Here is a 26,306-nt window from a genome sequence, read left to right as displayed (position 1 = left end):
GGTTCAAACCGCCGGAGCGCGCACCCCGAACCTGATCGTTCCCACGCTCTGCGTGGGAATGCCTCACCGGACGCTCTGCGTCCGCTTTTGGGACGCGGAGCGTCCCTGGCTGCGTTCCCACGCGGAGCGTGGGAACGATCAGGCCCCTGTATTTCTCTCAGGCTGTCGCTTCTACCGTGCCAATGAAGTTCGCCAATTCCGCCGTCTGCGGATTGGCAAACAACACCTTCGGGTCCCCCACCTCATGCACCTTGCCGTGATGCATGAACACCAACTTATCCCCCACCTCGCGGGCAAAACGCATTTCGTGGGTGACCATGATCAGCGTCATGCCCTCCCTGGCCAATTGACGAACCACGCTGAGAACCTCGTTGACCAGCTCCGGGTCCAGCGCCGAGGTGATCTCGTCGCACAGCAGCACCTTCGGCGACATCGCCAAAGCCCGGGCAATCGCCACCCGTTGCTGCTGCCCACCGGACAGCCGATCCGGAAAGGCATCAAACTTCTCGCCCAGACCCACACGCTCAAGCATCTTGCGCGCCAGCTCCGCCGCCTTGGCCTTCGGCACTTTCTGCACCACTTGCGGCGCGAGCATCACGTTTTCGCCAACCGTCAGGTGCGGGAACAGGTTGAACTGCTGGAACACCATGCCGACCTTCTGCCGCAAGCTGCGCAAGTCGGCGCGTGCGGCGTCGAGGTATTCGCCGTCGACTTCGATCACCCCGTCGTTGATCGACTCCAGACCATTGAGGGTGCGCAGCAGGGTCGATTTGCCCGAGCCACTGCGGCCGATGATCGCCACCACCTGGCCTTCCTCGACGCTGAGGTCGATGCCTTTGAGTACGTGGTGATCGCCGTAGTATTTATGCAGGGCGGAAATTCTAAGCAGAGGCATGCAGTCTCCTTTCCAGGTAGCGCGCACTGAGGGACAAGGGGTAGCAGAGCAGGAAGTAGCCGAGGGCGACGAGGCCATAGACCATGAACGGTTCAAACGTGGCGTTGGCGAGCATGCCGCCGGTCTTGGTCAGCTCGGTGAAGCCGATGATCGAGGTCACAGCGGTGCCTTTGACCACTTGCACCGAGAAGCCCACGGTCGGCGCCACGGCGATGCGCAGGGCCTGTGGCAGGATCACGTAGCGCAATTGCTCCAGCGGATTGAGCGCCAGACTCGACGAAGCTTCCCACTGACCGTTGGGAATCGCCTCGACGCAGCCGCGCCAGATCTCTGCCAGATAAGCGCTGGTAAACAACGTCAGCGCAATCGCTGCCGCCATCCACGGCGAGATTTCGATCCCGGCCAGCGCCACGCCGAAGAACACCAGAAACAGTTGCATCAGCAGCGGCGTGCCCTGGAACAGCTCGATCCAGGTGCGCGCGATGCTGCTCGGCAGGGCGTTTTTCGAGATGCGCATGATCAGGATCAGCAGCCCGACCAGCCCACCGCCGATAAACGCCACCAGCGACAATGCCAGTGTCCATTGCAGGCCGATCAGCAGGTTGCGCAGGATGTCCCAGAACGTGAAGTCGCTCATTGGCTGCTCCTGGAGATGTAGCGGCGACCGAGCCAGTTGAGCAGTTGGCGGATCAGTAGCGCCATGCACAGGTAGATCAATGTGGTCAGCGCATAGGTTTCAAAGGCGCGGAAGTTGCGCGACTGAATGAAATTGGCAGCAAAGCTCAACTCTTCGGTGGCGATCTGCGAGCACACCGCCGAGCCGAGCATGACGATGATGATCTGGCTGCTCAGGGCCGGCCAGACCTTGCCCAGCGCCGGCAGCAGCACCACGTGGCGGAACGCCTCGAAGCGACTCATTGCCAGCGCTGCTGCGGCTTCCAGTTGTCCTTTGGGAATCGCCTGGATGCCGGCGCGGATGATCTCGGTCGAATACGCGCCGAGGTTGATCACCATCGCCAGCACCGCCGCCTGCCACTCGGAAATCTGCACGCCGAGCGACGGCAGACCGAAGAAGATAAAGAACAGTTGCACCAGAAACGGCGTGTTGCGGATCAACTCGACGTAGACGCCGAAGATCGCCGAGAACGGGCGAATGTTCCACGCCCGCACCAGCGCCCCGACGATGCCCACGCCCACCCCGAGCACCGCACCGATGGCCGTCAGCTCAAGGGTGAACAGCGCCCCGCGCAACAGCAGGTCGGTGTTCTGCACCACCGGCATGAAATCGAACTGATAAGCCATGAAGGTCTCCCGCGCAGTCGATCAGAGATCGGCCGGCAGCGGCTCTTTCAGCCAGGTCTGTGAGTTCTTTTCCAGCGCGCCGTCAGCCTTGGCGGTGGTCAGGATGTCGTTGACCTTGGCCAGCAGCGCCGCTTCGTTCTTGTTCACGCCGACATAGACCGGCGAGTCCTTGAGCTTCACTTTCAGGGCCGGCACACGCTTCGGGTTCTTCTCGCTGATAGCAACCATGACCACGTTGCCGCTGGCGATCAGATCGACTTGGCCGGCGAGGTAGGCGGCGATGGTCGAGTTGTTGTCTTCGAAGCGCTTGATGGTCACGCCTTCGGGGGCGACTTTGCTTAATTCGATGTCTTCGATGGCGCCACGGGTGACGCTGATGGTTTTGCCCTTGAGGTCGTCGAGGGTGGTGATCGCAGCGTCTGGTGGGCCGAACACGGCGAGGTAGAACGGTGCGTAGGCGCGGGAGAAATCGATGACTTTCTCCCGCTCAGGGTTCTTGCCGAGGCTGGAAATCACCAGGTCGACCTTGCCGGTGGTCAGAAACGGAATACGGTTGGTGCTGTTGACCGGGGTCAGTTCGAGTTTGACCTTCAATTGATCGGCCAACAGTTTTGCCGTGTCGATGTCCAGGCCGCGGGGTTTCATGTCCGGGCCGACCGAACCGAACGGCGGGAAGTCCTGAGGCACGGCGACTTTCAGCGTGCCACGTTTGACCACGTCGTCCAGACCGTCGGCGTGGGCGGGGGCTTGGCACAACAGCAGGCCGGCAAACAGGGAAGCGAGGAGGGCGCTGTAACGCTGGGTCATGGACAATCTCCGGATCGGCGGGAAGTGATTTCTGCGATCGGACAGAGCATGGGCCGTGCCAATACGTGGGTTTTGCCTCGGCAGGCCGCGGTTTCAGCGGTTTTGTTCGGTCTTACTGGTCTGAACAGTCAGGTTGTTTTTCGCACTGCGATGGCGCATCGGCCGAAATCGCCGAACCCCGCTGGGGCACGACTTGCCGGACTCGGCGAATAGCTTTACAACTAGCCGCACATTGGCCTGGTGCGTCTGAAAAACCATGAATTCGATCTCCCGCGCGGTACCCGAAGTGGCACTGCAAGCGATCCGCAAACTGATCACCGAACAAGGTTTCGGCGCGGGCGATGCCTTGCCGTCGCAACGGGATCTGGCGTTGCAGTTGGGCGTCAGTCGGGCCTCGTTGCGTGAGGCGTTGTCGTCGTTGAGTGCGCTCGGCGTGGTGAGCATTCAGCCGGGCAAGGGTGTTTTCGTACAGTCGCCGGTGGAGTTGTCGCGCGGTGAGAGCGCGCCGGGCTGGTCGTTCGCAGCGCAGGCGTCGCCGCTGGATATCTTTCAATTGCGCTATGCGCTGGAGGGCTTTGCGGCGGGGCTAGCGGCGGTAACGTTGAGCACGTTTGATCTGGATGCGCTGGAAGACAACGTCGCGGCCATGCGCGAGCAACTGAAGGTCGGCGACTTCGAGGCGGCGGCGAAGCTGGATTTCGAATTCCACCGGCGAATCCTGCTGGCCAGCGGCAATCAGGCGATGCTCAGCATCCTTACCGCCAGCGCGGAAATCTTTCTGGAAAGCCAGAAACTACCGTTCATCCGCGCCGAGCGCGCCATGGAAACCTGGCAGGAACACCGCAAGATCCTTCGTGCTTTGGCCCGTCGAGCCTCCGGTGCCGCGCAAAAAGCCATGCAGGAACACGTGCGCAACGCTGCGTTGCGCACCGGAATCGCCTTCATCGCCCCCGCCACGGCGTGACTTGAGCTATACCCAAACTCATGGGGCACCATAGCAAGACTCAATCATCTGCGGCTTCCTGAACGGGGGAAGGGCGGATATGATGGGCCACGTTTTTTTGCTTACAACCTGGAGAATTCCATGAGCAGCGATCTTATCAAACACGTTAGCGACGCTAGTTTCGAAGCCGACGTACTCAAGGCCGAAGGCGCTGTACTGGTCGACTACTGGGCTGAATGGTGCGGCCCTTGCAAAATGATCGCTCCGGTTCTGGACGAGATTGCCGAGACTTACAAAGGCAAGCTGACCGTTGCCAAACTGAACATCGACGAGAACCAGGAAACCCCGGCCAAGCACGGCGTGCGTGGTATCCCTACTCTGATGCTGTTCAAGAACGGCAACGTTGAAGCGACCAAAGTCGGCGCCCTGTCGAAGTCGCAACTGGCTGCTTTCCTCGACGCCAACATCTAAGCGTCGCAGTAAAGTGCCTGAAAAAAAGCCCCGCAACCAGCGGGGCTTTTTGCGTATTCAGGGCTAGACGCTCCGAAATTCAGGTGGTACATTCGGCCCCGCACTGGTTTCTCCATTGCCCCCTGCTAGCCGTCGCCGACGCACTCCTTTTCGAATTAGTTCGCGATCCTGTCGCCTTCTCCGCGGCGCGGCCTCATTAAGCCAAAAGCTTAATTTCCCCCCCTCCATAAATGATTACGTCATTCCTATATGAATCTGACTGAACTCAAGCAAAAGCCGATTACCGAACTGCTCGAATTGGCCGAACAGATGGGCATAGAAAATATGGCCCGTTCGCGCAAGCAGGACGTGATTTTCTCCCTGCTGAAAAAGCACGCTAAAAGCGGCGAGGAAATCTCCGGTGATGGCGTGCTGGAGATTCTCCAGGACGGCTTCGGCTTCCTGCGCTCCGCTGACGCTTCCTACCTGGCCGGCCCGGACGATATCTACGTCTCGCCAAGCCAGATCCGCCGTTTCAACTTGCGCACCGGTGACACCATCGTTGGCAAGATTCGCCCTCCGAAGGAAGGCGAGCGGTATTTCGCCCTGCTCAAGGTCGACACGATCAACTTCGATCGTCCTGAGAACGCGAAAAACAAGATTCTCTTCGAGAACCTGACCCCGCTGTTCCCGACCGTGCGCATGAAGATGGAAGCCGGTAACGGTTCCACCGAAGACTTGACCGGTCGTGTGATCGACCTGTGCGCTCCGATCGGCAAAGGCCAGCGTGGTCTGATCGTTGCACCGCCGAAAGCCGGTAAAACGATCATGCTGCAAAACATCGCAGCGAACATCGCCCGTAACAACCCTGAAGTTCACCTGATCGTATTGCTGATCGACGAACGTCCGGAAGAAGTGACCGAAATGCAGCGCACCGTGCGCGGCGAAGTGGTTGCCTCGACCTTCGACGAGCCGCCGACCCGTCACGTACAGGTTGCCGAAATGGTGATCGAGAAGGCCAAGCGCCTGGTCGAACACAAGAAAGACGTGGTGATCCTGCTCGACTCCATCACTCGTCTGGCCCGTGCCTACAACACCGTGATCCCGAGCTCCGGCAAGGTGCTGACCGGTGGTGTTGACGCCCACGCCCTGGAGAAACCGAAACGTTTCTTCGGCGCTGCGCGCAACATCGAAGAAGGCGGCTCGCTGACCATTATCGCCACCGCGCTGGTTGAAACCGGCTCGAAAATGGACGAAGTGATCTACGAAGAGTTCAAGGGTACCGGCAACATGGAACTGCCTCTGGATCGCAAGATCGCCGAGAAGCGTGTGTTCCCAGCGATCAACATCAACCGTTCCGGCACCCGCCGCGAAGAGTTGCTGACTGCCGACGACGAACTGCAGCGCATGTGGATTCTACGCAAGCTGTTGCATCCGATGGACGAAGTTGCCGCCATCGAGTTCTTGATCGACAAGCTGAAAACGACCAAGACCAACGACGAGTTCTTCTTGTCGATGAAGCGCAAGTAATACGCAGCTGTTTAAAAGAACGCCCCGAAAGGGGCGTTTTTTTTTGCGCTAGCGGTGCATAACTTTCGCCAGCCGCTAGTGTCCTTGTTTGATCGCATGTATCTACAAGGACAAGAAGAGTTATGCATACGTTTGGCAATCGCCGTGATATCGACGGATTACGGGCACTGGCGGTCATCCCGGTCCTGCTGTTTCATTTCGGCTTCAATACATTCAGTGGCGGCTTTGTCGGCGTTGACGTCTTTTTCGTCATTTCCGGCTTTCTGATCACCACCATCCTGTTCCGTGAAATCAGTGCGCAGCGTTTCAGCTTCCTTGATTTTTGGGGGCGCCGCGCCCGACGCATCCTGCCCGCCTTGACCGTAGTGGTCGTGGTAACGCTGGCGCTGGGTTGGCTGTTGTTGACGGCCAAAGACCTTTCCGAACTGGGGCGCACGATTCGTTACCAGTCGTTGTTCATCTCCAACATCCTGTTCATGCGTGAAGACGGCTACTTTGCGCCGGCGTCGGAGCTCAAACCGCTGCTGCATACCTGGTCGCTGGCGGTGGAAGAGCAGTACTACATCTTCTTCCCGCTGATGATGGTGTTGCTGATGCGCTATGTCCGGCATTGGCGCTGGATGCTGTTCGCCGTGCTGCTGGTGTCGTTCGGTCTGAACATCGTCTACATCGAGCGTCGGCCCGAGTTTGCCTTTTTCTCATTGCCTACCCGCGCCTGGGAGTTGCTGTGCGGCGCCATGCTGGCGGTGGTGCCTGCGCAGAAGCAGGCCCCACGCGCATGGCTTCGGCAGTCTGTCGGCCTGGCCGGATTGGCTGCGGTGCTGGTGGCGATCTTCACCTTTGACCGATCCACGGTGTTTCCGGGCTGGGCAGCATTACTGCCGGTATTGGGCACGACGGCGCTGATCTGGTCGGGCGCGCAGGGCGCGACATGGACTAGCCGGCTGTTGAGTATGCAAGTCCTGGTGTGGATCGGCCTGCTGTCCTATTCGCTTTATCTCTGGCATTGGCCGGTCTACGTGTATGCCAACGCGATTTCCATCGACGGCATCCAGCCGCTTGAGGCGCTGGGCTGGATGGCCCTGGCGCTGGGCCTGGCATGGCTGAGCCTGCGCTATATCGAACTGTCGTTTCGGGAAAAGCGAGTATTCGCCAGCCGTAACTCGGTGTTGGTCGGCGGTCTGGTATCGATCACCGTTCTGGCGATCACCGGTTCGGCGATTCGCTCGGCAGACGGTGTTCCACAGCGTCTGAGCGGCAAGGCGCTGGAGTACGCTCAGTCCCGGGAGTGGAACGCCGGGCAGTCGAAATGCATGCACTTGAGCACAGACAAGACGCTGACCAAGTCATGTCTGGTGGGCGGCGATCCGGAGAGTGGGGCGACAAAGTTGTTCTGGGGCGACAGCCACGCCGCCGCATTGTTGCCGGCCATCGAAGGCAACACCGGTCGTAATGTCCAGCCGGCGTGGCTGTACAGCTTGACGGGTTGCCCGCCGATTATCGATGACAAGCTGCGCCAGCAGTGCAAAGACTTCAATAAGCGCAACATGGAGCGCGTCATCAGCCTGGGTATCAAGGACGTGGTGCTGGCAGCGAACTGGAGCCTGTACGTTTATGGTCGTGAAGACGGCGACGGCGACCTGCAGTTCCTGCTTGATCGCAAAGACAATCCACGCCAGGCAGAGCAGCGCATGGCCGCCGCCATCAAGGCGCAAGTGGCTGAGCTGCGTGGAGCCGGTGTGCAAGTCTGGCTGTTCAAGGAGGTGCCGCTGCAACACAAGAGCTTCATCGACCGCCTGACCAGCCTGGCGCGTATCGGCCGTTCGGCAGAAGGTCTCGGTCGCCCGCTCAACGAACACCTGGCTCGCCAGCAGTTTTTCACTTCGCTGTTTGGCTCGATGAGCGCCGCCGATCCCGGCATTCATGTCATCGATCCGACGCCGCTGATGTGCAAGGACGGCTTGTGCGCCATCGATGTCGACGGCCACTCACAGTACAAGGATGCGGATCATCTTTCGGACGTGGGCAGCGCCCGACTGAGCCCTTTGTTTGCGCCGTTGCTGTTGGGTGCTAGTCAAAATTGAGCGATGCCAGGCTCTGACGGGCTGCTGTTTGCCCGTCAGAGCAGGTAGGATGTACGCCTATTTTGAGGGTGCCATCGTCAATGAAATTCAAGGATCTTCGGGATTTCGTGCAGCAGCTTGAGCAGCGCGGAGAGTTGAAACGCATCCAGATTCCCGTCTCGCCGGTGCTGGAGATGACTGAGGTGTGCGACCGCACGCTACGGGCCAAGGGCCCGGCGCTGCTGTTCGAGAAGCCGACGGGCTACGACATTCCGGTGCTCGGCAACCTGTTCGGCACCCCCGAGCGGGTGGCCATGGGCATGGGCGCCGAGTCGGTCAGCGAACTGCGCGAAATTGGCAAGCTGCTGGCATTCCTCAAGGAGCCGGAGCCGCCGAAGGGCTTGAAAGACGCGTGGTCGAAACTGCCGATCTTCCGCAAGATCATCTCGATGGCGCCGAAAGTCGTCAAAGACGCGGTGTGCCAGGAAGTGGTCATCGAAGGTGACGACGTCGATCTGGCCATGCTGCCGGTGCAGACCTGCTGGCCCGGAGACGTCGGCCCGCTGATCACCTGGGGCCTGACCGTCACCAAAGGTCCGAACAAAGAGCGGCAGAACCTCGGCATTTACCGTCAGCAAGTGATCGGCCGCAACAAGGTGATCATGCGCTGGCTCAGCCATCGTGGCGGCGCGCTGGATTACCGCGAGTGGTGCGAGAAGCACCCGGGCCAGCCGTTCCCGGTGTCCGTGGCCCTTGGCGCCGATCCGGCGACCATCCTTGGCGCTGTGACGCCAGTGCCGGACAGCCTTTCTGAATACGCTTTCGCCGGTCTCTTGCGCGGCAACCGCACCGAACTGGTCAAGTGCCGTGGCAATGACCTGCAAGTGCCGGCCACTGCCGAGATCATCCTCGAAGGCGTGATCCACCCGGGCGAAATGGCCGATGAAGGCCCTTACGGCGATCACACCGGTTACTACAACGAAGTTGACAGCTTCCCGGTGTTCACCGTCGAGCGCATTACCCACCGGATCAAACCGATCTACCACAGCACCTACACCGGCCGTCCGCCGGATGAGCCGGCGATCCTGGGCGTGGCGCTGAACGAAGTGTTCGTGCCGATTCTGCAGAAGCAGTTCCCGGAAATCACCGACTTCTACCTGCCGCCGGAAGGCTGCTCGTATCGCATGGCCATCGTGACCATGAAAAAGTCTTATCCGGGGCATGCGAAGCGCGTGATGCTGGGTGTCTGGTCGTTTTTGCGACAGTTCATGTACACCAAGTTCGTTATTGTCTGTGACGACGATATCAACGCTCGGGACTGGAACGATGTGATCTGGGCCATCACCACGCGCATGGACCCCAAGCGCGACACGGTGATGATCGATAACACGCCGATCGACTACCTCGACTTCGCCTCGCCGATTTCCGGCCTGGGTTCGAAAATGGGCCTGGATGCTACCCACAAGTGGCCGGGCGAAACCACTCGCGAGTGGGGCCGCGTGATCGTCAAGGACGACGCCGTCACCCAACGGATCGATGCCATCTGGAATCAGTTAGGAATAGATTGATGCGTGTAACCCTGCAGCCCTCCGGAGCGGTGCTTGAGATAAAGCCCGGTGAGCGAATTCTCGATGGTGCACGGCGCCTGGGCTACGACTGCCCGCAAAGCTGTCGCAACGGCAATTGCCACGTGTGTGCGGCGCTGCTGGTGGAAGGCCGGGTCGAACAGGCTGGCGAGGTGCATGACCATGGCGAGTTCTACACTTGCATAGCCGAGCCGCTGGAAGACTGCATCCTGCTGTGGGATGGCGTGCTCGCGTTGGGAGAACTGCCGGTGCACAGCCTGTCGTGTCAGGTCATCGAATGCCGGGACGTGGGTGGCGACACCTGGCGCGTGCGCCTGCGAGCCCCGGCCGGTAAACCGCCGCGCTATCACGCCGGGCAGTATTTGATGATCGAGCGCGAGAGCGGCGAGAAGTCGGCGTTCTCCATGGCCTCGGCCCCGCACGGTGGGCGCGATCTGGAAATCCACGTGCTGGCGCGCGAAGCCAGTGCGCTGAGCCTGATCGAGCAGCTGCAACGCAACGCGATGGTGCGCGTCGAGCTGCCGTTCGGCGATACCCACCTTGCCGAATTGCCCGACGGGCCACTGGTGCTGATTGCCGCCGGTACCGGCATGGGCCAGATTCACAGCCTGATCGAGCACTGCCGCGCTGCGGGCTTCAAACACCCGGTGCATCTGTATTGGGGTGTGCGCCGTCCGGAAGACTTCTATGACATCGAACATTGGGACGAGTGGCTGAAGCTGCCCAATCTGTTCCTGCACAAAGTCGTCAGCGACCAATGCGGCTGGGAAGGGCGCTGCGGGATGCTGCACGAGGCGGTCTGCGAAGACTTCCCGGATCTCAAACCTCTGCACGTCTACGCCAGCGGCTCGCCGGCCATGGTCTACGGCACGCTGGACGCGCTGGTGGAAGCGGGTATGGATGCTCATCAAATGCGCGCCGACGTATTCGCCTACGCACCTCGCTCTTAAGCGACGTGGCTGATTCTTTATAACTCCATATATAGCCGATCGGTATTTATGCAATGACGTAAATATCGGTAGGTTATATACCCATCAGGCAATTAATTAAGAACTGTGCCATGGCACTTAAATTGCCTTAAAACATATGTGCCTTATTGTTACAGCGGTGCGTTCTATTAAGTAATTCTTTACCCGCGGGGAGCTGAACGCTATTCGCCATGAGCGCCATTGAAAACGCTTTTCTGAATTTGAATTACCCTCCGCGGCTCGATCTTGGGCCGCAGCTGACGCACGAACAACTTCTCGCCTCGATGCAATCGACAATGGCGCGCCATAAGGGCGGGCCGGTGTGGCTGTTCGCCTACGGTTCGCTGATCTGGCGCCCGGAGTGCTCAGCGGTGGAGCGAGTGCGTGGACGCGTGCATGGCTACCATCGCGGTTTGTACCTGTGGTCGCACGAGCACCGGGGTACGCCGGAAATGCCGGGGCTGGTGTTTGGTCTGGATCGTGGCGGCTCTTGCAGCGGCTTCGCCTACCGGTTGCCGGAAGACAATCTCGATAGCGCGCTGTATGCCCTGTGGAAACGCGAGATGCCGGTGCCGTCGTATCGGCCGCACTGGCTCAACTGCCGGCTCGAAGATGGCACTCAGGTGCAGGCGTTGGGATTTGTTTTGGAGCGACACCTGCCCAGCTATGCCGGCAACTTGCCAGATCATGTGCTGAGCCAGGTGTTCGAAAGCGCGAGAGGGCGTTACGGCACCACTCGCGATTATGTCGAGCAGACCGCCCACGCCCTGCGCAGCCACGCCATGCCAGACCGGAATCTGGAGGCGCGGCTCAAGCGCTGTCAGTCACAAGCCGATCAGGCGACGGCTTCGCGGCTCTGACTGGCGACTTGCTTGTGCCATAGCGTCGGGGCAAGGAAGGCCATCGCCAACAGGCAAGCGCCCACCAGCAGGACGAAACCGCCGTCCCAGCCGAAATGGTCGACGGTGTAGCCCATGGCTGCGCTGGCCGCCACCGAACCACCTAAGTAACCAAACAAACCGGTGAAGCCCGCAGCGGTGCCGGCGGCTTTTTTCGGTGCCAGTTCCAGCGCTTGCAGGCCGATCAGCATCACCGGGCCGTAGATCAGGAAGCCGATCGAGAACAGCGCGATCATGTCGACGGTCGGGTTGCCGGCCGGGTTCAGCCAGTAAACCAGCGTCGCGACAGTCACCAGCGCCATGAACACCATGCCGGTCAGGCCACGGTTGCCACGGAAGATCTTGTCCGACATCCAGCCGCACAGCAGCGTGCCCGGAATACCTGCCCACTCGTAGAAGAAATAGGCCCACGAGGTTTTATCCACGGTGAAACCCTTGGCTTCCTTGAGGTAGGTCGGCGCCCAGTCCAGTACGCCGTAGCGCAGCAGGTAGACGAAGACGTTGGCCATGGCGATGTACCAGAGCATTTTGTTGCGCAGCACGTATTTGACGAAGATTTCCTTGGCGCTGAATTCGTCTTCGTGGCTGGCGTCGTAGCCTTCCGGATAGTCGTTTTTGTACTTCTCGATCGGCGGCAGGCCGACCGATTGCGGGGTGTCGCGCATGGTGATGAAGGCAAACACCGCCACACCCAGCGCCACCGCTGCAGGTACGTAGAATGCCGCGTGCCAGTCGTTGAACAGGCCCATGCCGAGCAGGAACAGCGGGCCGATCAGGCCGCCGCCGACGTTATGCGCCACGTTCCACACCGAAACCACACCGCCACGTTCCTTCTGCGACCACCAGTGCACCATGGTGCGTCCGCTCGGCGGCCAGCCCATGCCTTGGGCCCAGCCGTTGATGAACAGCAGGATGAACATCATGGTCACGCTGGACGTCGCCCAAGGCGCGAAACCGAAAACGAACATCACCCCGGCCGATACCAACAGGCCGAACGGCAGGAAGTAACGCGGGTTGGAACGGTCGGAGACCAGGCCCATGAGGAATTTCGACAAGCCATACGCGATGGCAATGGCCGACATCGCCAGCCCCAGATCACCGCGGCTGTAGCCTTCGTCGATCAGGTACGGCATGGCCAGGGAGAAGTTTTTGCGCAGCAGGTAATAACCCGCGTAGCCAATGAAAATGCCGGCGAAGATCTGCCAACGCAGGCGTCGGTACGTGCTGTCTATTTTTTCTTCAGGCAATGGAGCCTGATGTGCGGCAGGACGAAAGAAAGCAAACATTCAAGAGCTCCAGATTTCTTGTTTTGACTGCGGATGCGAATGTTACAGTTTCGTTACCGAAAATAGCACCGGTTCGCATCGACCAAACAGCGGAAAATGTTGGAAGTCGCATGTTCCTTTACGAACCTGTCGCTCAGCTGTAAGAACAGGGCGTTTTTGAAGCGGTTGACGATGGCTGTCATAGACTCGTGATCAGTCACTCCGACTGAGTCAACCGAGATAAATAATGGACTTGAAGGTTCGCATGTTGCTGCCGCGATTGTTGGTGGCAGTAGCCCTTACCGTTTCTGTTCTGGCATTGAGTTTCGCGCAAGGTTCTGCTGCACCGGGGCTGCGCAATGTCACGGTGCTGATCGTCCGGCATGCGGAAAAACCCAATGTCGGCAGGGAGCTCAATGCCCGCGGTGAACAGCGCGCCGCCGCCTATGCCGACTACTTCAATCCGCTGAAACTGGCTGGCGAGACACTCACGCCCCAGCGCCTCATTGCTACCGCCGACAGCCCGGAAAGCATCCGCCCTCGTCAGACGCTAATCCCTCTGTCACAACGTCTGCAATTGCCGATCGAACAGCCATTTGCCAATAGCAAGGTCGATAAGCTGGTGAGTCTGTTGCGCGAGAGCAATCAGGCCAAGACAGTGCTGATTGCCTGGCACCATGGGCACATCAACAAACTCATCGCAGCTTTCGGCGGTGATGGCCCGGCACTGATCGGCCAAGCGAAATGGCCAGTGGATACCTATGACTGGCTCATCGTGCTGCGCTTCGATGACAAGGGACAACTGATGCAGTCCCGCAGTCAGAAGATTCAAGAACACCTGCTGCCGGGGGATGTTGGCTCCACCAGCGGAGGCTAAACGTCCGTCAGAAAAATTACCTGCGAACGGCCACACGGCGTTTTTGCCCGTTTTACCGTATGGGTTTAGGAAATGTCCTGCGCATAAAGGCGAAGCAGCGCCATTCAGTTAAAAACCATTGCTCCGTAACCTTTGAGCTGTTGCCTGGAAGGGCATTTCAGTAATGAAGGGGCGGGATCATGCGATGGATTTTTGCTTTGTGTTTGTTGGCGGTTGCTGGTTTTGCGCAGGCTTCAGAGGTGTTGTTGATACCCGAAAACAATCCCGTACCGATTTATCCAAAAGCACTGTCTAGGGCGGGCGTTACGGGTGAGGTGAAGGTCCGTTTCAACGTCAGGGCGGATGGCTCGGTCAACGAGATCGCCATTGTGCAAAGTGATCACCCCGATATGGCCGAAGCGGTCAGGGTCGCGGTAGAACAGTGGCGTTTCAAGCCTTGGGCGGTTGATGCGGGCAAGCCCGCTGAAAAGGCACTCCTCGCACCGATGGTTTTCCGGCTTGATCTGAACCAGCCGATTCATGTCAACCAGCAGCTGAAGGCGCTGAGATGCCGTGCGATTAACGAAAACCTTGCAAACATTGACGAGTATTCGTGGATCGATTCGCCGGTGTTTGCGCAGACTCGCGCTTATCTTTCGAATGTATTCCACAAGAAACAACTACCGGATGAGCAGCGTCTGGCGATGATCGCCAAGATGAACAAACGCGTGCCCGCGATTGTGCGGGGCTGTCGGGACAGTCCGACACGTAAATACATGAGCCTGTTGCCTGTGGAAATTCGGGAGTTGCTTTGATCTCGGGTCTGCGTATCTAAAGAAAAGCCAGAACTACCACGCGAACAGTTCTGGCTTTTTTAAAAAGAAAACTCAGCGCACCTGCACCACGACCTTGCCCACAGCCTTGCGCTGTCCAAGATCATTGATCGCCTGCGCCGCATGACTCAGCGGGTACACCTGCGACACCAGCGGTTTCAGCTTGCCTTCGGCGAACCAGCCGAACAGCTGCTGGAAGTTGGCCGCGTTGTCCTGCGGCTGACGCTGGGCGAACGAGCCCCAGAACACGCCGACCACCGCTGCGCCCTTGAGCAGGGCGAGGTTGACCGGCAGTTCGGGAATGCGCCCGCTGGCGAAACCGACCACCAGCAGTCGGCCGTTCCAGGCGATGGCACGGACGGCCTGGTCAAACAGGTCGCCACCCACCGGGTCATAGATCACATCGGCGCCCTGGCCATCGGTGAGGCGTTTGATTTCGTCCTTGAGATTGGTTTCGCTGTAGTTGATCAGCTCATCGGCGCCGGCGGCTTTGGCCACGGCGAGTTTTTCCGCGCTGCTGGCGGCGGCGATGACCCGTGCGCCCATGGCTTTGCCGATTTCCACCGCCGCCAGGCCGACGCCGCCGGACGCACCGAGCACCAGCAGGGTTTCGCCCGGTTGCAGGTTGCCGCGCTGCTTGAGCGCATGCATCGAGGTGCCGTAGGTCATGCTGAAAGCGGCGGCGGTGTTGAAGTCCATCGATGGCGGAATCGGTAGCACGTTGTAGCCGGGCACCGCGACCTGTTCGGCGAAGCTGCCCCAACCGGTCAGGGCCATGACCCGGTCGCCGACTTTCAGATGGCTGACCTTTTCACCCACAGCGCTGACCACGCCGGCCGCTTCGCCACCCGGAGAAAACGGGAAGGGCGGCTTGAACTGGTATTTGCCCTCGATGATCAGCGTGTCCGGGAAGTTGACCCCGGCGGCGTGCACGTCCAGCAGGATTTCGTTCTTCTTGGCGACAGGACTGGCGACGTCTTCCAGCACCAGCGATTCGGCAGGGCCGAAGGCTTTGCACAGCACGGCTTTCATCAGGGCTATTCCTTTGGGAGTGATGGCCGATAAGTGTAGGTGTGTCAGTCAACGGGTCAACGAGCATGCCCGGCCCTGATAGTCAGCCATAAGCTTGTGCTTGCGCGGCGGGTCGTTATGCTAGGCCGCAAACCGGATAAGGAGCGAATTGTGAAAGCGTGGATCATGTTGTTGCTGGCCCTGTCTCTGCCTGTGGCAGCGCAGGCCGAAGAAGCCAAAGAAGGCGAGGCGCCGAAGGTCAACTACATCACCCTGAGCCCGCCGTTCGTGGGCAATTACGGGTTGGACGGCACGCCAAAACTGAAGGTCTACAAGGCCGACGTGGCGCTGCGCGTGACTGGCGAAGAGGCGACCAAACTGGTCAAGGCAAACGAGCCGCTGATCCGCAATCAGCTGGTGGCGCTGTTCACCCAGCAGAGCACCGAGGCGATGGGCAGCATCGAGGGCAAGGAAAAGCTGCGTCAGGAAGCGCTGAAGCAGACTCAGCAAGTGATGAATGACGAGACCGGCAAACCGGTGGTTGAGGATCTGTTGTTCAACAACCTGATCATTCAGTAATACAAATTCTGAAAGTCAAAAGATCGCAGCCTTCGTCAGCGCCTACATTGGAATGCGTTCCCCTGTAGGCGCTGACGAAGGCTGCGATCTTTTTTGTGGCCGTTACCGCAATCCCAGCACCGCCGCCCACTGCTCCGCCGTCACCGGCATCACCGACAGCCGCGAACCCTTCTGCACCAGCGGCATTTGCGCCAACGCCGTCTGCTGCTTCAGATAATCCAGCTTCAATACCCGCCCAAACGTCTCGACATGCGCCACATCGATCGCACTCCAGGCGTTTTTCTCGGGGGTAGCCTTCGGGTCGAAGTAGTGGCTTTCCGGTTCCAGTGCGGTGGGATCCGGGTACGCCGCTTCGATTATTTTTCCAATCCCGGCAATCCCCGGCTCCGGGCAGCTGGAATGATAGAAAAAGAACTCATCGCCAACCGCCATCGTCCGCAGGAAATTGCGCGCCTGATAGTTGCGAACCCCGTCCCAGCGCGCTTTACCGAGTTTTTCCAAGCCTTTGATCGAGAGTTCGTCCGGCTCGGATTTCATCAGCCAATAGGCCATGGTTTTTGCTCCTGAAGCGTTCTTTGGGCAAGTTGTCGGGCAATTTTATGACAAACCGACAGTCGGTTGACGTCAGCGTTTGCGCGCAGGTTCACGTTGTCGCAAAATGCCGGCCTTTAAAGCTTGACGCTGCTGCACGGCCTACGAACGGAAACCGCTGCTGTCATCGTGATGATGTGCCTTGAGGGGGGCAATCGATGAAACGCAAACCGGATTTGCTATGGACTTTGGTTATTTTGTTCGGCTTGGGCGTCGTGACCACCGGTTATGCGCAGAGCCTGTGGTCCAACAAGACCGACGCGCCGATTGAAGTGGCGCAACAGGTTCAACAGTCGACAGCCTTCAAGCGCTGAAACTGCTCTCCCGACGCCGCTGTACCCTGCGGCGTCTATCCCGCGAAATACCACGCCTTGTCGGTGACCGTGCCTTGTAACGGCACATCCCAGCTCGCCTGCGCCAGTCGTTCGACCTTCTGACATTCATGGGCCAGGCCCAATAGCGTCGGCTTGCGCCAGTTCTTGCGCCGCGCCAGATACGCCAGGCTGCGATCATAGAAACCGCCGCCCATCCCCAGCCGTCCGCCGACGTCGTCAAATCCCACCAGCGGCAACAACACCAGATCCAGCGTCCAGATCTTGCGCTGGCGAGCCAGATTGGCGCGTGGCTCGAGAATGCGGAAGCGGTTGGGTTTGAGTTTTTCGCCTGGATGGATGCGCTGAAAGACCATTTTGGTTCGCGGCCAGGCGCTGAGCACCGGCAGATACGTGGCCTTGCCCCGACGCTGGGCTTCACGCAGCAGCAAGCGCGGATCGATTTCACCGTCGGTAGGCAGGTACAGGGAGATATGTTTGGCCCGACGAAAGTGCGGGTCTTGTGCCAATTGCCGAAACAGCCCTTTGGCGGCCTGACGTTGTTCACCGGGAGTCAGTGAGCGGCGCGCCTTGCGCAGCAGGCGGCGGAGTTGCGCGCGGGGCAGCAGCGAGGGTTCGGTCATGGTTCGGCTTCGGCAGGGTGGGTGCAAAAACGTACGCATAAAAAATCCGATGTCGGCATACACCGACATCGGATTCGAATCAGGCTCCCCAGATGAACCGCTGTCAACTTAGCCCTTGAACCCGAAAGTTCAAGGTGGAAGATGCAGTAGACTTTAAGGCTTTCCGTCTGGCGGACATGCACACCAGCCCAACGTGCAACTTCCAGGGTAGTGCGAATCGGCTCAGGGACATCGTCAACTGGCAAGCACCCCAGGGAGTGCCGCGAGTATACCTCAAGCGGTCTGGCGAATCAGCCCTTGCTGATGTCCGGATTGTCGGCCAGGACCAGATCGACACGATCGAGCAAGTCGCGCACCTGTTCACGGGTCGAGCCGCTGGCCTGGATGTCCGGACGCTCTTCTTTGTGCAAGAGGTCATGGGTAATGTTCAGTGCGGCCATCACGGCGATGCGGTCGGCACCGATAACTTTGCCGCTGCTGCGGATCTCGCGCATCTTGCCGTCCAGGTAGCGCGCGGCACTGACCAGATTGCTGCGCTCTTCCTGCGGGCAGATGATCGAATATTCTTTGTCGAGGATCTGCACGGTAACGCTATTGCTTGAACTCATGAGTCTTGCTCCAGGGCCTTGAGGCGCGAAATCATCGATTCGACCTTACGCCGGGCGATTTCGTTTTTTTCAATGAGGTGAGCGCGTTCCTCGCGCCAGGTCTTTTCCTGAGCTAGTAAGAGTGCGTTTTGACTCTTTAGTTGCTCGACTCGGCCAATCAGCAGCTCGAGTCTGGCCATCAGCGCTTGCAGGTCGTTGTCTTCCATTGGGTTCACTGTCTGATGGGTTAGCTGGCGGACAGCCTTTAATAGTCTTGGCGAGTCTGTCGATGTAGGATACAAGGCCTTCATTCTAGACATAGCGCCGTCTGGCGCCTAGCTGCCCATGACCATTGCGAATTCCCCGTACCAAGCCTTTGCCACCCTGCTGACCTCCAGCGGCCACAACGTCTCGCCTGCCGAACTGCATGGCCAGTTGCTCGGACGCAGTTGCGCCGGTGCCGGCTTCGATAACGAAGGCTGGCTGATCGACGCCGCCGAACTGCTCGAAGGCGACATTCAGGACAACGTCCGCAACGCCCTGATCGGCCTGCAAGAGATGGTCAAAGGCGAGCTGACCGGCGACGACGTCACTGTCGTCCTGCTGCTGCCAACCGATGACGCGCCTCTTGCTGACCGCGCCGCCGCACTGGGCGAATGGTGCCAGGGCTTCCTCAGCGGGTTCGGCCTGAACTGCCGCGACAGCAGCATGCTCAGCACCGAAGCCACCGAAGTGCTGCAGGATCTGGCAGCAATTTCCCAAGTGCAAGACGCCCTGGAAGAATCCGAAGACGGCGAAACCGATTACATGGAAGTCATGGAGTACCTGCGCGTTGCGCCGTTGCTGCTGTTTTCGGAAACCAAAAAAGCCGACGTGCCGCCAGCCGCCAAGCCGTCGCTGCATTAATCGCGAGCCAGGGAAAGCCATCTGCCCATGACCCATATCCCGAAAGCGGAATACAGCCGTCGCCGCAAGGCCCTGATGGCGCAGATGGAACCCAACAGCATCGCGATCCTGCCCGCCGCCGCGGTTGCTATCCGTAACCGCGACGTCGAGCACGTCTACCGTCAGGACAGCGATTTTCAGTACCTCAGCGGGTTCCCCGAGCCGCAAGCCGTCATCGTTTTGATGCCCGGCCGCGAGCATGGCGAATACGTGCTGTTCTGCCGTGAACGCAATGCCGAACGCGAATTGTGGGACGGCCTGCGCGCAGGGCAGGAAGGCGCGATCCGCGACTTCGGTGCCGACGATGCTTTCCCGATCACCGACATTGACGACATCCTGCCGGGCCTCATCGAAGGGCGCGACCGGGTGTATTCGGCGATGGGCAGCAACCCTGAATTTGATCGACACCTGATGGACTGGATCAACGTGATCCGCTCCAAAGCGCACCTCGGCGCCCAGCCGCCGAATGAATTCGTTGCCCTGGATCATCTGCTCCACGACATGCGCCTGTATAAATCGGCGGCAGAAGTGAAGGTGATGCGCGAGGCTGCGCGAATCTCGGCCCAGGCCCACATCCGCGCGATGCAGGCCAGTCGTCCCGGGCTCTACGAGTACAGCCTGGAGGCCGAACTCGATTACGAATTCCGCAAGGGCGGGGCGAAGATGCCGGCCTATGGCTCCATCGTCGCCGCCGGGCGCAATAGCTGCATCCTGCATTACCAGCAGAATGACGCGTTGCTCAAGGACGGTGATCTGGTGCTGATCGACGCCGGTTGCGAGATCGACTGCTACGCCAGCGACATCACTCGCACCTGGCCGGTCAACGGCAGGTTTTCGCCCGAGCAGAAAGCGATCTATGAATTGGTATTGGCTTCGCAGGAAGCCGCATTCGCCGAAATCGCCCCGAACAAACACTGGAACCAAGCGCACGAAGCCACGGTGCGAGTGATCACCACCGGGTTGGTGAAACTGGGGCTGTTGCAAGGCGACGTCGACGAGTTGATCGCGACGGAAGCCTATAAAGCCTTTTACATGCACCGCGCCGGCCACTGGCTGGGCATGGATGTACACGACGTCGGCGAGTACAAGGTTGGCGGCGAATGGCGCGTGCTTGAAGTCGGCATGGCGCTGACCGTGGAGCCGGGCATCTACATCGCCCCGGACAATCAGAACGTAGCGAAGAAATGGCGCGGCATTGGCGTGCGCATCGAGGACGACGTGGTAGTGACCAAGACTGGCTGTGAAATCCTGACCAACGGCGTACCGAAAACCGTCGCCGACATTGAAGCACTGATGGCGCAAGCGCGGACACACGCGGCATGAGTCGAGTCAATCTGGCAATCATCGGTGGTGGTCTGGTCGGCGCCAGTCTGGCGTTGGCCTTGCAGGCCGGGGCCAAGGCCCGTGGCTGGAAGATCGTGCTGATCGAACCGTTCGCCCCCGGCGACAGTTGGCAGCCGAGCTACGATGCGCGCTCGTCGGCGCTGTCCTTCGGTTCGCGGCAAATCTATCAGCGGTTGGGCGTTTGGCAGGAAATCTCCCGCCGCGCCGAGCCGATCAAACAGATTCACGTCTCCGACCGTGGCCGCTTCTCCACCGCGCGTTTGTCGGCGATGGAAGAGGGCGTGCCGGCGCTTGGCTATGTGGTGGAGAACGCTTGGCTCGGCCAGTGCCTGTGGCAACACATTGATAAAGATGTGATCACTTGGCGCTGCCCGGCAGAAGTCACCCGCATGGAGCCGCTGCCTGACGGTTATCGCCTGACCCTCAACGATGAAACCACCATTGAGTGCGACCTCGCGGTGCTCGCTGATGGCGGCCGTTCGGGGCTGCGCGAGCAGTTAGGCATCAACGTGCGCAAGCGTCCGTACAACCAGAGTGCGCTGATCGCCAACATCACCCCGAGCGAAGCGCACAACGGCATGGCCTTCGAGCGCTTCACTGACGACGGGCCGATGGCACTGCTGCCGCTGCCGGAAAACCGCTGCGCATTGGTCTGGACCCGTTTGGGCATGGACGCGCAACGTCTGGCCGACTTGAGTGAGCGCGATTTTCTCAGTGAATTGCAGGGCGTGTTCGGTTACCGCCTCGGCACCCTGAAACAAGTCGGCGCGCGGCATTTGTATCCGCTGTCGCTGGTGGAAGCTGAAGAGCAAGTGCGTTCGCATCTGGCCGTGCTCGGCAACGCTGCGCACAGCCTGCATCCGATTGCCGGGCAGGGTTTCAACCTGTCCCTGCGCGATGCCGATGCTCTGGCCGCCGCGTTGCTGGCCAGCGACAAACCGCCGGGCGACTTCGCCACGTTGCAGGCGTATCGCGAGCGTCAGCGTCTGGATCAAGACCTCACCGTGGGCTTCTCCGATCAGGTTACGCGCCTGTTCGGCAGCACCCAGCCGCTGGTCTCGCTGGGTCGCAACATCGGCCTGCTCGGTCTCGATCTGCTACCGCCGGCCAAGCGCTGGTTCGCCCGTCAGGCCATGGGCCTGGGAACACGCCCGGATGCGTAACTGGCTGATCCGTACGTTCGGCAAGGCGCGGTTGATGCGTTGGATCATGACGTTCTATCCGCCCTATCTCGGCGCCGGTGTGCGTGTGCGGCACATCAGTGATGACTTTCGCGATGTACAGGTGTCGATGGGCCTGGGCTTGTACAACCGCAACTACGTTGGCACCCAGTTTGGCGGCAGTCTGTATTCGATGGTCGATCCGTTTTTCATGCTGATGCTGATGGAGAACCTCGGCTCGCGTTACATCGTCTGGGACAAGGCCGCCGACATCGATTTCATCGCGCCGGGCAAAGGCCCGGTGTTCGCCCGGTTCAACATCGACGAGACCTTGCTCGACGAGATCCGCCGGCAGACCGCCAATGGCGAGAAATACCTGCCGCAGTTGCAGGTCGATATTCATGACGGCGCCGGCAACCTTGTCGCGCGGGTCGGTAAAACCCTTTACGTGCGGCTCAAGCCGCAAGCGAGACAGGCTTAAAGCATGGAAATGCGCGCAGATCTGCTGATTGTCGGAGCCGGAATGGTCGGCAGCGCCCTGGCGCTGGCGTTGCAGGACAGCGGGCTGGAAGTCCTGCTGCTCGACGGCAGCCCTTTGAGCGTCAAACCGTTCGATGCTCAAGCGCCATTTGAGCCGCGTGTCAGTGCGCTGTCGGCGGCCAGCCAACGCATTCTCGAACGCCTCGGCGTGTGGGACGGCATCGCCCAGCGACGCAGCAGTCCGTACACCGACATGCACGTCTGGGACGGCAGCGGCACCGGGCAGATTCACTTCTCGGCGAACAGTGTGCATGCCGAGGTACTCGGCCATATCGTCGAAAACCGCGTGGTGCAGGATGCCTTACTCGATCGTTTGCACGATTGCGATCTCGGCATGCTGGCCAACGCGCGGCTGGAGCAGATGCGCCGCTCCGGTGACGACTGGCTGCTGACCCTGGCCGATGGTCGCAAATTGCGCGCGCCGCTGGTGATCGCGGCGGATGGCGCCAACTCGGCAGTACGTCGCCTGACCGGCGTCGCCACCCGTGAGTGGGATTACCTGCATCACGCCATCGTCACCAGCGTGCGTAGCAGCAAGCCGCATCAGATGACTGCGTGGCAGCGCTTTACCGATCACGGGCCGCTGGCGTTTCTGCCGCTGGAACGCGACGGGCAGCAGGATTGGTGCTCGATCGTCTGGTCGACCACGCCGAGCGAAGCCGAGCGTTTGATGGCGCTGGGTGAGGCGGACTTCTGCCGTGAGCTGGAGCGTGCCTTTGAGGGTCGCCTCGGCGAAGTCATCAGTGCTGATCCGCGACTGTGCGTGCCGCTGCGTCAGCGTCACGCCAAGCGTTATGTGGCCGAAGGGCTGGCGCTGATCGGCGATGCGGCGCACACCATTCACCCGTTGGCCGGTCAGGGCGTGAACTTGGGTTTCCTCGACGCCGCGGTGTTGGCCGAAGTGCTGTTGCAAGCGGTCGAGCGTGGCGAGCGACTGGCAGATGTGAAGGTGCTGAGCCGTTACGAGCGTCGGCGCATGCCGCACAATTTGGCGCTGATGGCGGCGATGGAAGGCTTCGAGCGCTTGTTCCAGGCTGATCCGCTGCCGGTGCGCTGGTTGCGTAATGCCGGGTTGAAGCTGGTGGAGCAAATGCCTGAGGCCAAGGCGTTGTTTGTGCGCGAAGCACTCGGGTTGACCGGCGACCTTCCGGCGCTCGCTAAACCCTAAGGTCTACATTTGTGCAACATCTGGTAACTCCTTGGGAAAGTGTTCGATTGAGAAGCTAAATGTGAGTCCTTATCATTTGACCCACATTTCCCGACCGAGAGACCACTCCCATGTTGGCACCCAAGCGTCTTCTGACCGCACTGGCCTTGACCCTGATCGGCAGCACCACTGCCCAGGCCGCCGACGAGGTGGTGGTTTACTCTTCGCGTATCGATGAGCTGATCAAACCGGTGTTCGATGCCTACACCGCCAAGACCGGGGTGAAGATCAAGTTCATCACCGACAAGGAAGCGCCGCTGATGCAGCGCATCAAGGCCGAAGGCGAAAACGCCACCGCTGACCTGCTGCTGACCGTCGACGCCGGCAACCTCTGGCAGGCCGAGCAAATGGGCATTCTTCAGCCGTTCACCTCGAAAACCATCGACACCAACATTCCCGCGCAATACCGCTCGTCCACTCACGCCTGGACCGGTCTGAGCCTGCGCGCGCGTACCATCGCTTACTCCACCGAGCGCGTGAAGCCGGGCGAGTTGACCACCTACGAAGCGCTGGCCGACAAGAACTGGGAAGGGCGCCTGTGCCTGCGCACGGCGAAGAAGGTCTACAACCAGTCGCTGACCGCGACCATGATCGAAGTCCACGGCGCCGAGAAGACGGAAAAAATCCTCAAGGGCTGGGTCAACAACCTGTCCACCGATGTGTTCTCCGACGACGTCGCGGTGCTGGAAGCGATCAACGCCGGACAGTGCGATGTCGGCATCGTCAACACTTACTACTACGGCCGCCTGCACAAGCAGAAGCCGGAGCTGCCGGTGAAACTGTTCTGGCCGAACCAGGCGGATCGCGGCGTGCACGTCAATCTATCGGGTATTGGCCTGACCAAACATGCACCGCACCCTGAAGCGGCGAAGGCTTTGGTCGAGTGGATGACCACGCCCGAAGCGCAGAAAATCTTCGCTGACGTGAACCAGGAGTTCCCGGCCAACCCGAAGGTTGCGCCTTCGGAAGAAGTGGCGGCGTGGGGCAAGTTCATTGCCGACACCTTGCCGGTGGAAGTGGCGGGCAAGCGCCAGGCCGAGGCGATCCGGATGATGGATCGGGCGGGTTGGAACTGAGGCTTTTCGTATAATTTGATCGTTCCCACGCTCCGCGTGGGAATGCATCCCTCGACGCTCCGCGTCGATTCGCTGAAACCGTGACGAGCAGCGTCACAGGATGTGTGCCCACGCAGAGCGTGGGCACAATCATTTGAACGAGATAGTTTCCTTGGCCCACCCCGCCCAACGCCGCTGGTACCCCATCGTCTTCGCCATCGCCGCGTTGGTGCTGTTGCCCCTGAGCGTTCTGCTGCTCTCATGGCAAACCATCGATCAACAGATCTGGTCGCACCTGTGGGAAACCCAGATGCCGCGCCTGTTGGGCAACACTCTGACGCTGGTACTCGGCGTCGGCATCGGTGTGACGCTGCTCGGTGTCAGCCTCGCCTGGCTCACCAGCCTCTGCGAATTCCCCGGCCGACGCTGGCTCGACTGGGCGCTGATGCTGCCGTTCGCCATTCCTGCCTACGTGCTGGCGTTTGTCTTCGTCGGCCTGCTGGACTTCGCCGGCCCGGTGCAAACCCTGCTGCGCGAATGGTTCGGCACTGGCCTGCGCCTGCCACGCGTGCGCTCCACCGGCGGTGTGATCGTGGTGCTGGTGCTGGTTTTCTATCCCTACGTCTACCTGCTGGCGCGCACTGCGTTCCTTGCTCAAGGCAAAGGCCTGATGGAAGCCGCGCGGGTGCTTGGCCAGTCGCCGTGGCAAGCGTTCTGGCGTGTGGCGTTGCCGATGGCGCGTCCGGCCATTGGTGCGGGTGTGGCGCTGGCGCTGATGGAAACCCTCGCGGATTTCGGTGCGGTCTCGGTGTTCAACTTCGACACGTTCACCACCGCGATCTACAAAACCTGGTACGGCTTTTTCAGCCTGTCGAGCGCGGCGCAACTGGCCAGCCTGTTGCTGCTGGTGGTGATGCTGGTGCTCTACGGCGAACGTCGCGCACGCGGGGCCAATCGGGCTAGCAACGAGCGGCCGCGAGTCAAGGCGTTGTATCACCTGCGCGGGTTAAAGGCGTTCGCGGCAATGAGCTGGTGCGGATTGGTATTCGCCTGCGCCTTCGTCATTCCGCTGCTGCAACTGATCGTGTGGTTCTGGCAGCGCGGTCGCTTTGATCTGGACGAGCGCTACGCCGGGTTGATCCTGCATACCTTGTATCTGGGCGGGATGGCTGCGCTGATCACCGTCAGCGTCGCGTTATTGCTGGCCTTCGCCCGACGGCTGGCGCCGACCCGGGCGATCCGCTCAGGCGTCAGTGTGGCCAACCTTGGCTACGCCTTGCCGGGGTCGGTTCTGGCGGTGTCGATCATGCTCGCGTTCAGTTATCTGGATCGCGAACTGGTGATCCCGCTTTCCGGCTGGCTCGGTGGTGCCGGCAAACCGCTGCTGCTCGGCAGTCTGGCGGCGTTGCTGATGGCGTATCTGGTGCGTTTTGTTGCCGTTGCTTATGGCCCGCTGGAAAACAGTCTGGCGCGTATACGGCCGTCTTTGCCCGAAGCGGCACGTAGCCTGGGTGTCAGTGGGCCGCGACTGTTTTTCAAAGTGTATCTGCCGCTGTTGCTACCCGGCACCCTGAGTGCGGCGTTGCTGGTGTTCGTCGATGTGCTCAAGGAAATGCCTGCGACCCTGCTGATGCGCCCGTTTGGCTGGGACACGCTGGCGGTGCGCATCTTTGAAATGACCAGCGAAGGCGAGTGGGCGAGGTCTTCGCTGCCGGCATTGACGCTTGTCTTGGTCGGACTATTGCCGGTCATTGGCCTGATCCGCCGCTCGGCGCATCGAAACACTTAGTCGTCAGTCCTGAATCATGCGGCTACAATGCGCGGCATTCGGTGCGGTTCGTCTGACAGATCTGTTCGCTGGGATTGGCTGAAAGCCCTCTATTTCAAGGCTTTCACCCGTGCAGCGGCTGTCCGCACCCTCGCCACGCCCGGAAG

At 60.2% G+C, this 26,306-nt stretch carries 28 protein-coding genes and 1 other RNA gene; 18 read left to right on the top strand and 11 right to left on the bottom strand.

Translation table 11 applies throughout. The annotated features are described in order from the left end of the window. Positions 1-157 precede the first annotated feature (157 nt). From IAI51_RS09440 to IAI51_RS09425, 4 genes are read right to left on the bottom strand one after another with little or no spacing between them, the layout of a single operon-like run. Positions 158-895, bottom strand: coding sequence for an amino acid ABC transporter ATP-binding protein (locus IAI51_RS09440; RefSeq protein WP_187678221.1), 738 nt, complete (start codon positions 893-895; stop codon positions 158-160). Beyond that, complete coding sequence (locus tag IAI51_RS09435) at positions 882-1,532, bottom strand: amino acid ABC transporter permease (RefSeq protein WP_187678220.1); 651 nt, start codon at positions 1,530-1,532, stop codon at positions 882-884. Before IAI51_RS09435 ends, IAI51_RS09440 begins: the two co-directional genes overlap by 14 nt. After that, positions 1,529-2,197 (bottom strand): amino acid ABC transporter permease, encoded by a 669-nt coding sequence (locus tag IAI51_RS09430; RefSeq protein ID WP_187678219.1) that lies wholly within the window; start codon positions 2,195-2,197, stop codon positions 1,529-1,531. Before IAI51_RS09430 ends, IAI51_RS09435 begins: the two co-directional genes overlap by 4 nt. Positions 2,198-2,218: 21 nt before the next feature. Then, the gene (locus IAI51_RS09425) at positions 2,219-3,004 is read right to left on the bottom strand and encodes a transporter substrate-binding domain-containing protein (protein WP_187678218.1); all 786 of its coding nucleotides are present in this window, start codon (positions 3,002-3,004) and stop codon (positions 2,219-2,221) included. Between the two features lie 256 nt (positions 3,005-3,260). Between IAI51_RS09425 and IAI51_RS09420 the strand changes: the two genes are divergently transcribed. From IAI51_RS09420 to IAI51_RS09390, 7 genes are all read left to right on the top strand, one after another. Further along, positions 3,261-3,968: a FadR/GntR family transcriptional regulator gene (locus tag IAI51_RS09420; protein WP_187678217.1), complete on the top strand. Its 708-nt coding sequence runs from the start codon at positions 3,261-3,263 to the stop codon at positions 3,966-3,968. A gap of 120 nt (positions 3,969-4,088) precedes the next feature. Continuing rightward, positions 4,089-4,418: a thioredoxin TrxA gene (trxA, locus tag IAI51_RS09415; RefSeq protein ID WP_003206727.1), complete on the top strand. Its 330-nt coding sequence runs from the start codon at positions 4,089-4,091 to the stop codon at positions 4,416-4,418. 249 nt (positions 4,419-4,667) lie between these two features. Further along, positions 4,668-5,927, top strand: a complete 1,260-nt coding sequence (rho, locus tag IAI51_RS09410) for a transcription termination factor Rho (RefSeq protein ID WP_042561678.1) — start codon at positions 4,668-4,670, stop codon at positions 5,925-5,927. Positions 5,928-6,049: 122 nt separating this feature from the next. Further along, positions 6,050-8,011: an acyltransferase family protein gene (locus IAI51_RS09405; protein WP_187678216.1), complete on the top strand. Its 1,962-nt coding sequence runs from the start codon at positions 6,050-6,052 to the stop codon at positions 8,009-8,011. A gap of 80 nt (positions 8,012-8,091) precedes the next feature. Continuing rightward, positions 8,092-9,558, top strand: a complete 1,467-nt coding sequence (ubiD, locus tag IAI51_RS09400) for a 4-hydroxy-3-polyprenylbenzoate decarboxylase (RefSeq protein WP_187678215.1) — start codon at positions 8,092-8,094, stop codon at positions 9,556-9,558. Continuing rightward, positions 9,558-10,526: a CDP-6-deoxy-delta-3,4-glucoseen reductase gene (locus tag IAI51_RS09395; RefSeq protein ID WP_187678214.1), complete on the top strand. Its 969-nt coding sequence runs from the start codon at positions 9,558-9,560 to the stop codon at positions 10,524-10,526. The genes ubiD and IAI51_RS09395 overlap by 1 nt, the downstream gene beginning before the upstream one ends. Positions 10,527-10,735: 209 nt before the next feature. Beyond that, entirely contained in the window at positions 10,736-11,404 is a 669-nt protein-coding gene (locus IAI51_RS09390; protein ID WP_187678213.1) for a gamma-glutamylcyclotransferase, read from the top strand. On the opposite strand, the gene glpT is transcribed toward IAI51_RS09390, so the two are convergent. Next, positions 11,380-12,729: a glycerol-3-phosphate transporter gene (glpT, locus tag IAI51_RS09385; RefSeq protein WP_187678212.1), complete on the bottom strand. Its 1,350-nt coding sequence runs from the start codon at positions 12,727-12,729 to the stop codon at positions 11,380-11,382. The genes IAI51_RS09390 and glpT overlap by 25 nt on opposite strands. A gap of 226 nt (positions 12,730-12,955) precedes the next feature. Between glpT and IAI51_RS09380 the strand changes: the two genes are divergently transcribed. After that, entirely contained in the window at positions 12,956-13,585 is a 630-nt protein-coding gene (locus IAI51_RS09380) for a flagellar basal body-associated protein FliL (RefSeq protein WP_187678211.1), read from the top strand. A 179-nt stretch (positions 13,586-13,764) separates the two neighbouring features. After that, positions 13,765-14,379 (top strand): energy transducer TonB, encoded by a 615-nt coding sequence (locus IAI51_RS09375; protein WP_187678210.1) that lies wholly within the window; start codon positions 13,765-13,767, stop codon positions 14,377-14,379. Between the two features lie 72 nt (positions 14,380-14,451). On the opposite strand, the gene IAI51_RS09370 is transcribed toward IAI51_RS09375, so the two are convergent. Continuing rightward, positions 14,452-15,429 (bottom strand): NADPH:quinone oxidoreductase family protein, encoded by a 978-nt coding sequence (locus tag IAI51_RS09370; protein WP_187678209.1) that lies wholly within the window; start codon positions 15,427-15,429, stop codon positions 14,452-14,454. A gap of 150 nt (positions 15,430-15,579) precedes the next feature. Between IAI51_RS09370 and IAI51_RS09365 the strand changes: the two genes are divergently transcribed. Then, a complete protein-coding gene (locus IAI51_RS09365) occupies positions 15,580-15,987 on the top strand; it encodes a flagellar basal body-associated protein FliL (RefSeq protein WP_187678208.1) in 408 nt (135 codons plus the stop codon). Between the two features lie 102 nt (positions 15,988-16,089). Here the strand turns inward: IAI51_RS09365 and IAI51_RS09360 are convergent, their stop codons facing one another. Continuing rightward, on the bottom strand, positions 16,090-16,539 hold the full coding sequence (locus IAI51_RS09360; protein WP_187678207.1) for an EVE domain-containing protein: 450 nt from the start codon (positions 16,537-16,539) through the stop codon (positions 16,090-16,092). A gap of 197 nt (positions 16,540-16,736) precedes the next feature. On the opposite strand from IAI51_RS09360, the gene IAI51_RS09355 reads away from it, so the two are divergent. Further along, a complete protein-coding gene (locus IAI51_RS09355) occupies positions 16,737-16,892 on the top strand; it encodes a hypothetical protein (protein WP_095186895.1) in 156 nt (51 codons plus the stop codon). A gap of 35 nt (positions 16,893-16,927) precedes the next feature. Here IAI51_RS09355 and IAI51_RS09350 read toward each other — a convergent pair whose 3' ends face one another. The 4 genes from IAI51_RS09350 to IAI51_RS09335 form a co-directional block, all read right to left on the bottom strand. Beyond that, the gene (locus IAI51_RS09350; RefSeq protein WP_187678206.1) at positions 16,928-17,533 is read right to left on the bottom strand and encodes a 5-formyltetrahydrofolate cyclo-ligase; all 606 of its coding nucleotides are present in this window, start codon (positions 17,531-17,533) and stop codon (positions 16,928-16,930) included. Positions 17,534-17,614: 81 nt separating this feature from the next. After that, a non-coding RNA gene (gene ssrS / locus IAI51_RS09345) (6S RNA) lies at positions 17,615-17,793 on the bottom strand. Between the two features lie 30 nt (positions 17,794-17,823). Beyond that, a complete protein-coding gene (locus tag IAI51_RS09340; RefSeq protein ID WP_187678205.1) occupies positions 17,824-18,141 on the bottom strand; it encodes a cell division protein ZapA in 318 nt (105 codons plus the stop codon). Then, positions 18,138-18,347, bottom strand: a complete 210-nt coding sequence (locus IAI51_RS09335) for a TIGR02449 family protein (RefSeq protein WP_016985919.1) — start codon at positions 18,345-18,347, stop codon at positions 18,138-18,140. The genes IAI51_RS09340 and IAI51_RS09335 overlap by 4 nt, the downstream gene beginning before the upstream one ends. Positions 18,348-18,465: 118 nt before the next feature. Between IAI51_RS09335 and IAI51_RS09330 the strand changes: the two genes are divergently transcribed. The 7 genes from IAI51_RS09330 (at position 18,466) to IAI51_RS09300 (ending at position 26,160) form a co-directional block, all read left to right on the top strand. Continuing rightward, the gene (locus IAI51_RS09330; protein ID WP_187678204.1) at positions 18,466-19,026 is read left to right on the top strand and encodes a YecA family protein; all 561 of its coding nucleotides are present in this window, start codon (positions 18,466-18,468) and stop codon (positions 19,024-19,026) included. Between the two features lie 27 nt (positions 19,027-19,053). Next, positions 19,054-20,388 carry a Xaa-Pro aminopeptidase gene (gene pepP / locus IAI51_RS09325; RefSeq protein WP_187678203.1) on the top strand — a complete coding sequence of 445 codons (1,335 nt, stop codon included), beginning with the start codon at positions 19,054-19,056 and terminating at the stop codon, positions 20,386-20,388. Beyond that, a complete protein-coding gene (ubiH, locus tag IAI51_RS09320; RefSeq protein ID WP_187678202.1) occupies positions 20,385-21,572 on the top strand; it encodes a 2-octaprenyl-6-methoxyphenyl hydroxylase in 1,188 nt (395 codons plus the stop codon). Before pepP ends, ubiH begins: the two co-directional genes overlap by 4 nt. Further along, positions 21,565-22,050: a DUF4442 domain-containing protein gene (locus tag IAI51_RS09315; protein ID WP_187678201.1), complete on the top strand. Its 486-nt coding sequence runs from the start codon at positions 21,565-21,567 to the stop codon at positions 22,048-22,050. Before ubiH ends, IAI51_RS09315 begins: the two co-directional genes overlap by 8 nt. A 9-nt stretch (positions 22,051-22,059) precedes the next feature. Beyond that, on the top strand, positions 22,060-23,277 hold the full coding sequence (locus tag IAI51_RS09310; protein ID WP_187678286.1) for a 2-octaprenyl-3-methyl-6-methoxy-1,4-benzoquinol hydroxylase: 1,218 nt from the start codon (positions 22,060-22,062) through the stop codon (positions 23,275-23,277). A 110-nt stretch (positions 23,278-23,387) separates the two neighbouring features. Beyond that, positions 23,388-24,392: an extracellular solute-binding protein gene (locus tag IAI51_RS09305; protein ID WP_187678200.1), complete on the top strand. Its 1,005-nt coding sequence runs from the start codon at positions 23,388-23,390 to the stop codon at positions 24,390-24,392. Positions 24,393-24,543: 151 nt separating this feature from the next. Then, positions 24,544-26,160: an ABC transporter permease gene (locus IAI51_RS09300; RefSeq protein WP_187678199.1), complete on the top strand. Its 1,617-nt coding sequence runs from the start codon at positions 24,544-24,546 to the stop codon at positions 26,158-26,160. Positions 26,161-26,306: the final 146 nt, after the last annotated feature.

The sequence above is a fragment of the Pseudomonas sp. N40(2020) genome (assembly GCF_014472415.1).
In the GTDB taxonomy this organism is placed as follows: Bacteria; Pseudomonadota; Gammaproteobacteria; order Pseudomonadales; family Pseudomonadaceae; genus Aquipseudomonas.
The sequence above is the reverse complement of the archived record's forward strand: the minus strand, read 5'-3'. Positions and strand labels throughout refer to the sequence as shown.